Annotated in this window: 4 protein-coding genes and 4 pseudogenes; 1 reads left to right on the forward strand and 7 read right to left on the reverse strand. The window is 52.3% G+C overall.

All coding sequences use genetic code 11. The annotated features are described in order from the left end of the window. The first annotated feature begins 33 nt into the window (after positions 1 to 33). Positions 34 to 1,425, forward strand: a complete 1,392-nt coding sequence (locus B4113_RS03865) for an LLM class flavin-dependent oxidoreductase (protein ID WP_033842967.1) — start codon at positions 34 to 36, stop codon at positions 1,423 to 1,425. Between the two features lie 121 nt (positions 1,426 to 1,546). Here B4113_RS03865 and B4113_RS03870 read toward each other — a convergent pair whose 3' ends face one another. The 7 genes and pseudogenes from B4113_RS03870 to B4113_RS03895 form a co-directional block, all read right to left on the reverse strand. Then, positions 1,547 to 2,332, reverse strand: a complete 786-nt coding sequence (locus B4113_RS03870) for an alpha/beta hydrolase (RefSeq protein ID WP_081897157.1) — start codon at positions 2,330 to 2,332, stop codon at positions 1,547 to 1,549. Positions 2,333 to 2,566: 234 nt separating this feature from the next. Further along, positions 2,567 to 2,859 (reverse strand): annotated as a pseudogene (locus B4113_RS18465) (DUF4351 domain-containing protein); the annotation flags it as partial. Between the two features lie 98 nt (positions 2,860 to 2,957). Further along, the gene (locus tag B4113_RS03875) at positions 2,958 to 3,779 is read right to left on the reverse strand and encodes a carbohydrate ABC transporter permease (RefSeq protein ID WP_033842966.1); all 822 of its coding nucleotides are present in this window, start codon (positions 3,777 to 3,779) and stop codon (positions 2,958 to 2,960) included. Continuing rightward, a pseudogene (locus tag B4113_RS03880) lies at positions 3,779 to 4,633 on the reverse strand (carbohydrate ABC transporter permease); the annotation flags it as partial. The gene B4113_RS03875 and the pseudogene B4113_RS03880, both read right to left, overlap by 1 nt. Beyond that, positions 4,633 to 5,367, reverse strand: a pseudogene (locus tag B4113_RS21110) (HAMP domain-containing protein); the annotation flags it as partial. The pseudogenes B4113_RS21110 and B4113_RS03880, both read right to left, overlap by 1 nt. A 231-nt stretch (positions 5,368 to 5,598) precedes the next feature. Further along, a complete protein-coding gene (locus B4113_RS03890) occupies positions 5,599 to 6,612 on the reverse strand; it encodes a sugar-binding protein (protein ID WP_061912235.1) in 1,014 nt (337 codons plus the stop codon). A gap of 279 nt (positions 6,613 to 6,891) precedes the next feature. Then, a pseudogene (locus B4113_RS03895) lies at positions 6,892 to 7,149 on the reverse strand (DUF4351 domain-containing protein); the annotation flags it as partial. Positions 7,150 to 7,216: the final 67 nt, after the last annotated feature.

Here is a 7,216-nt window from a genome sequence, read left to right on the forward strand (position 1 = left end):
GAGAGCCGCCAGTCTTGAAAGGAGGACAAATTGATGGATCAACCCCTATTATTCAATGCCTTTGAGATGGCAAGCGCGATGCATAATGCCCACGGTTTATGGAAGCATCCCGACAGCGAGCGCCACCGCCGCTACAAAGAGCTCCACTACTGGATCGAAATGGCTAAGCGCCTCGAAGCCGGGCTGTTTGACGCTGTTTTCTTTGCTGATGTGCTCGGGGTGTACGACACGTATCGACAAAGCAAAGATCCATCGATTCGCGACGGGATGCAATTTCCACTAAACGACGCTTCCTTAATCATTCCAGTCATGGCGAGCGTCACGACCCATCTTTCATTCGTGTTAACGGCAAGCACCACTTATGAGCACCCGTTCCATATCGCAAGGCGATTTTCCACGCTGGACCATCTGACAAACGGCCGCATCGCGTGGAATATTGTCACCTCTTATTTGCCCAATGCGGCCAAAAACTTTGGATTGGAGAGAATGATCGCCCATGATCAGAGATATGAGGTCGCGGATGAGTGTTTGGAAGTGACTTATAAGTTGTGGGAGGGAAGCTGGGAAGAAGGTGCCTTCCTCGAAGATCGCGAGACAGGCGTGTTGATTGATCCTGGCAAAATTCATCCGATCAACCATCACGGCGCCTTTTTCTCTGTCGAAGGTCCGCATTTATGCGAGCCTTCCCCGCAACGCACGCCAGTGTTGTACCAAGCTGGTTCATCCGAACGCGGGAGGGCGTTCGCGGCCAAACACGCGGAGTGTGTTTTCGTCGGCGCTCCGTCCCCCGAACGGCTGTCATTCTACATTCAAGACATTCGCCAACGAGCCGAGCGATACGGAAGAGATCCGCAACAACTGAAATTTTTCACCTTTTTAACGGTCATTGTCGCCAAAACGACGGAGCAAGCGGAAGCAAAATATGAACAATTGCGCCGCCTATGGAGCATGGACGCCGCCAAAGCCCAATTCAGCGGGGCGAGCGGCTATGACTTGGCTGAATATGAAGCCAAGCCAGCCGATGAACCGTTCTTGTTCCGCGCCACGGATCATGGACACTACAAAGCTGCTTCATTAACAAAAGACGCCACAAAACCGCTAACGATCGGTGAGGCGCTTCAAAAAGCCGGAACGCTCACACGGGAATCCGTCATAATCGGCAACCCGATACAGGTCGCCGACGCCATCGAAGAGCGAGCTCGGCGCTCGGGGGTGGATGGATTCAATTTAACCCATCTGATCACGCCCAAAGATTTGGACGATTTCATTGAATATGTCGTTCCCATCCTGCAACGACGCGGTCTATACAAAACCGCCTACACCCCTGGAACCATGCGGGAGAAGCTATTCGGGAACGGCCCGCGCCTGGCGCATGATCATCCCGCTGCCGCGTTCCGCCCGATCGGCTCACGAACAGACGGCTAGCTCTAGGACAGCCGTCTTCTTTCGCGACCAAGTCCGCCGCTTCAACGAGAAGATCAGAATAACGACAGCACAGACATTCGAAATGATAAGGTGCCCGCTCGTTCGTGGGCACCTTCCCTTGCTAGACGACCACCGCACGTTGGAAAAGCCAAGCCGTCGTGATCTGCAGCAACTGTTCTCGCGCGGAGACGGAAGAAAACGTGTGATCCGCTTCTGGGATGACTTGTTTGGCAAATCGTGAATCGGCTCGTTGCCCGAATGCTTCCCCATAGACATCTGCATACGTGACAGGAATTTCTTGATCGGCTATTCCATGGACAAGGAGGACATCACCCGGAAACTGTTTCGCCGCCTGCAACGGGTCGATGTCAACGAGCGAAGTGAAAAAGGAAGGGGACAATCGATATCCGCGGTACTCAATCGTTTCACCATCCGAGCGGCCATACCCATCTGTGGCAATGCGGACAATATCTGCATGTGGATACGCAACAGGCGCCCAAAGCACCAATCGTTCGACTCGCCGATCCAATGCAGCTGTGACCGTCGCCACCGCCCCTCCCAAACTATGGCCGAGAAGCACAAGCGGCCGACGCTGAAACGACGGAAATTGTTCCACTGTACGAATGACATCTCTCGTTTGTCGAATGAAATCATCAAATCGGTTTTTTCCATATTCTCCACTGCTCTCCCCACAACCAGCATAATCAAAACGGACGACTCCGACTCCGGCCGAAGCAAATCGTTCCGCTGCTTGGACAAACAACCGATCCACACCAATCCTCGTACCGATAAACCCATGACAAATGACAACAACAGGCACATCATCACGATCAACCGACACAGCTGGATCATGAATCGAAACCGCCAAGCGTTCCCCTCCGCTCTCAATATACTGGAATCGAATCAACTGCTCTCTCCCCTTTCACCCATCCTTTAATTCATAGTAAATAAATATGAATAGTATGTTTTTATGTTATCTTACCACGCTTTTGCATGACCGTCAACGTTCCCTATCGCTGCCCTACTCCACCAATCAGCTGGCAAGCAGGAGGCATGGAAGAGAAAAGAGCACACCATCCACCGGCAATATCAAGCATTCTTAACGCAATACCGGCAAGGGCCGGAACAAAGACACCGCGGCCACTCTTTCACTTTCATCATCCCCCATTTTGCTTACCAGAGCGACCGCGACCGGGTTGTCGCGGCGAATGTACTCACGCCATGGCAACTTGCGCAGTTCAACGGTAAGAAAATGGAAACCAACAACGGTTAGGAACGAAAACTGGATGGTGAACGAGGACGGTTCATTGCGGATGGTGTCATAGCTGAAGATGGCAATGGGCAGAATGCGGCGGCGGTATTTTCGAAACAATCGCTGACATAAAGGAACATGCGCTCGGGAAACGCCGGCTGCGTGTAGCGCTGCGAAGCGATCGCCTCCCTCACCCTCAAGGCTCAACTATTCTACAAGACAAAAGAGAAAAGCCGCCATGATGGCGGCTTGACGGAGACGTTTTCCGTTTTTCGCCCGTTCAACCCTTCACCGAACCAGCCAACAACCCACGAACAAAATATTTGCCAAGGAAAATGTACACAAGCAAGGTCGGCAGCGCTGCCAACAGGGCTCCCGCCATTTGCACGTTCCATTGCACGATTTGGCTGCCGGATAAGTTTTGCAAGGCGACCATGATCGGCTGTTTGTCCGATGTCGTGATCGTCACGGCGAACAAAAACTCGTTCCAAATGTTTGTAAACTGCCAGATCGCCACGACGACAAATCCAGTGATGGACAAGGGGAGCATAATATAACGAAAAATACGGACAAACCCAGCGCCGTCGATTTTCGCCGACTCAATCATTTCATCAGGAATCGCGGCGTAGAAATTCCGAAACATCAGCGTGGTGATCGGAATGCCGTAGACGACATGAACGAACACAAGTCCTGGAATCGTGTTGTACAGCCCGATTTCGCGCAAAAATTGGATCAGCGGGATGAGAATGCTTTGATACGGAATGAACATTCCGAACAAAATAAGCGTAAAAAGCGTATCTGCCCCCTTAAATTTCCATTTCGAAAGCACGTAGCCGTTGAGCGCCCCCAGCAGCGCGGACAACAACGTCGCCGGTACGACGAGCAGCAGCGAATTCCAAAAGTTTGGGGCGAGTTTGTCAAACGCTGTGGCGTAGCTGCTCCAATCGATGGTCGACGGGAGCTTCCACATATCGGCCAATGTCACTTCATCAAGCGGCTTCAAGCTCGTGATGACCATGACATACACCGGCATGAGGAAAAACACGCTCATGGCAACGGCCAGCGCATACAAAAACGGCCGGGCCCATACGGATCTCGCCATCACGATCCCCCCTTGCGGCTCGAGATAAGGTACGGAACAATAAAGATGGCCACCGATAGCAGCATCACCATGGCGATCGCCGCTCCGTTCGCATAATAGTTGCCGCGGAACGTCGTTTCAAACATGTACACGCCCGGCACATCGGTGACAAAGTTCGCCCCCGGCCCGGTCATGGCGTAAATCAAATCGAAAATTTTGAGCGAAATATGAGCCATAATGATGATGACGCTGACCGTGATCGGCCGGAGGAGCGGCAAGATGATTTTCCAATACAATTGAAACTCGGTCGCCCCGTCCATCCGCGCCGCTTCCCGCACCTCATCCGGAATGGCGCGCAGGCCGGCGAGATACATCGCGACGGCAAAGCCAGTCATTTGCCAAACAGCCGCCACAACCACCGCAATGATGGCGACCGGGATGCCAAATTCAATCTTGCCCCAATGAAATCCGAACAAGATGTTCGTATCCGTATACCATTTTCCGTCCAAGCCAAGTGGTTTTAAAAACAAGTTGACGCCCGTGGACGGATTGAACAGCCATTGCCATACGACCCCGGTGACGACAAAGGACAAGGCCATCGGGAAAAAGAAAATGTTGCGAAACAACGACTCGCCGCGCAGCTTTTGGTCAAGCAGAATGGCAAGCAGTTGGCCGAGCACAATGACGGCGGCGATAAACAGCACCGTAAACACAAGCGTATTGCGCAAGTCGGCTTGAAAGCGGAAATCATGAAACAAATACAAATAGTTTTTCAACCCGGCAAACGACCAATCCGGCACAAGGAAGTTCCAGTTGCTTAACGACACATACCCCGTCCAGCCGATAAACCCGTACACAAATAAGAAAATCAATAATTGCGGCGCATGTCATTAAACGTGATCGTCAACAGCCGCAACTCATCGTTGGTCATCGGCTCAATATCCGGCCCGTCCAGCCGCCCGTCAGCGATGGATCGGGCAGCGCGCGAGAGAAGAATGATCGGCTTCGTTAAGTGGCCGGAAAAGAACACCGCCAGCAAGGCGCCAAGCAACAACGTCGTGACAAACAATCCCATTCCCATATAGCGGAAATAGCGGTTGCGCCGCTCCACTTCATCGTACCGCCGTTGGTAGGCCGTCAGCTCATCGTCAATCAAGTTTAACGTTTCCTCTTGCAAAAAGGACGCAATGTTCATCGTTTCATGCAAGTGGGACGAGTACAAGCCAATATTTCCAGCTTGAAAATGATAGACGGTCAGCGCCGCCTCCTCCAGCAAACTTTCAATCATATGTTCATAGTTTTCTGCCGCCAGCCGGTCGGACAGCACCGGCAAGATGGCGCCGAGCTGCCGGCGGCGTTGCTGCAGCCAGCGGAACTCCTGCTCATAAGCGCGTGCATACCGTCCTTCTTTTTCCGAGACGTACGCATTGAGCTGTTCCATCATTCGGTTTGCCCGCTGCGACACCTCATTGAGCAACAACAATCGGCGCATCCGGTGATCATAATCGCTCATCATCTCTTCGCTCGTCTCATACAAAAGAAACACCGCTCCGTTTAGCAAAAGCAAAAAGACGGTAAAGCAAAGCAGCATCTTCGTCCGAATGTTCATCTGAATTCCACCCCGCTGTCACCGGCGCTTTGTCGCCTGCATCGTCCTGCCGCTTCCAGCCGAACGTGGTCGAACGTCAAGTAAATCACCCAACGTTCTGAGACTGAGACGCTGGAAACTTCCAGCCGAACGTGGTCGAACGTCAAGGCCGGCCATCTCTCATGCTTTGGCGGCGTTCGCCAACCGTTCTCCGCTTTCCGCCTTCTCCCGACGGAGGCTTGGCAGGCACCTTCATGGCGTGTTGACCTCATAATTGCGCGCCGGGCGCAGCGGCAAGTCTTTTTTCCGAATGACTTTCGTCTCCGTATTCGTCACCGCCGGCACGTCTTTCCCGGCGACGAGCTCGGCCATCAGTTGGACAGCCTTGTATCCCATTTCATACGGCTCCTGCACGACGGTCGCCGCAATCGTTCCTTTTTGCAAATAGCGGATCGTCTCAGGAAGCGTGTCAAAACCGATAATATACGTCTTTTGCTCCCGATGAAACTGCTCGACCACCTTGGCAACGCCAATCGCATCGAGCGCACTCGTGCCGTAAAACGCATTCACATCCGGGTGCTTTTTCAAAATCGTATACGCCTTTTCCGCGGCTTGCACACGCGTAATGTGCGACTCTTCGATGGCAACGATGCGGATGCCTTTTTCCTGTCTCACCGCATCCTCAAATCCGCGCACTCGCAGCTGTTGGTGCGCCGCCGTCAAACTGCCGGTAATAATCGCGACCGTCGCCTTGCCCTCCGTATCCTCAGCTAACGCTCGTCCCGCAAGAAAACCGGCATAATAATTATCCGTTCCCACATAGGCGACACGTCGGCTCATCGGGGCATCCGTATCGATCGTCACCACAGGAATATTTTTGTCCGTGATTTCGTTAATCACTGGGACAAATTCCGCTTCCGTCAACCCTTGGGTGATGATCCCATCGACTTTCGCTGCCGCGGCTTTTTTCAAAATGCGCAAATGCTCATCAATATTCGCCTGCCGCGGGCCGATATACTCGAGGTCAACCCCCAGTTCTTTCGCCGCCGCTTTCGCTCCTTTTTCCACGAGCCTCCAGTAATCATTATCGAGTTCCTCCGGCACAAGCACGAAATGATAGGCCTCTTTCGTTGTTTCCGGAACCCGTTCCTTCTCTGATTTCGGATACGCATACACGTTCCAAGCGCAATAGGCGGTGAAGGAAGCGCTTGCAAACAGCGCGGCGATGCCGCCCCCGTAAAACAGCCGTTTCCACCAATGGCGCATCTTGATCCCTCCTACCGCCATTGTACACGAACGTCGGGGCGCTAGCCTAGAAGGCCCGTGAAAAACCGCTGTCACACACGAATCGGCGGTATTTTCATTCAGAAAAGAAAGTTGATTCTACGAGGTTTCTCTAATTGAGAAATGGGTGGAATCAGCAGTATTTTGCATTAAATCACCGGCCTCCTAGAAGGCCCGTGAAAAACCACTGATTCCCTTCATCAATGGGAGAATGAGTGAAAAAACAGATTGGCTGCATCGGAACAGCGTCCCCTCCGCTTTTTACTCTTTCAACTTTTCCACCGCCTCCACTGGCAGTCCGGTCAACTCACAAATCGTTGGCACGTCATATCCTTTCTCTAGCATCCGTTTCGCAACGTCCATCTTGCCTTTTTCGATTCCTTTTTCCATTCCTTTTTCCATTCCTTTTTCAATCCCCTTTTTCATCCCCCGTTGCTCGTACGACACGATGAGATCCATCACTTTTTTCGCTTCCTTCGTTTCCATTTCATTCACCTCGTTTCGCAATTCGGTATTGTCAAAAGTTTATCCTCCACACTCACGGTTTTCCCTTGAGTTTCAACGGTTGGAAGAAAAAAAGCTTGCC

Origin of the sequence: Geobacillus sp. B4113_201601 (assembly GCF_001587475.1) — a bacterium.
Lineage (GTDB): Bacteria > Bacillota > Bacilli > Bacillales > Anoxybacillaceae > Geobacillus > Geobacillus icigianus.

What these genes read in the sequence shown, in the direction of transcription:
- B4113_RS03875 (WP_033842966.1), bottom strand. Translation starts at nt 3,779, where the DNA reads ATGGCGAGATCCGTATGGGCCCGGCCGTTTTTGTATGCGCTGGCCGTT.
- B4113_RS03865 (WP_033842967.1), top strand. Translation starts at nt 34, where the DNA reads ATGGATCAACCCCTATTATTCAATGCCTTTGAGATGGCAAGCGCGATG.
- B4113_RS03890 (WP_061912235.1), bottom strand. Translation starts at nt 6,612, where the DNA reads ATGCGCCATTGGTGGAAACGGCTGTTTTACGGGGGCGGCATCGCCGCG.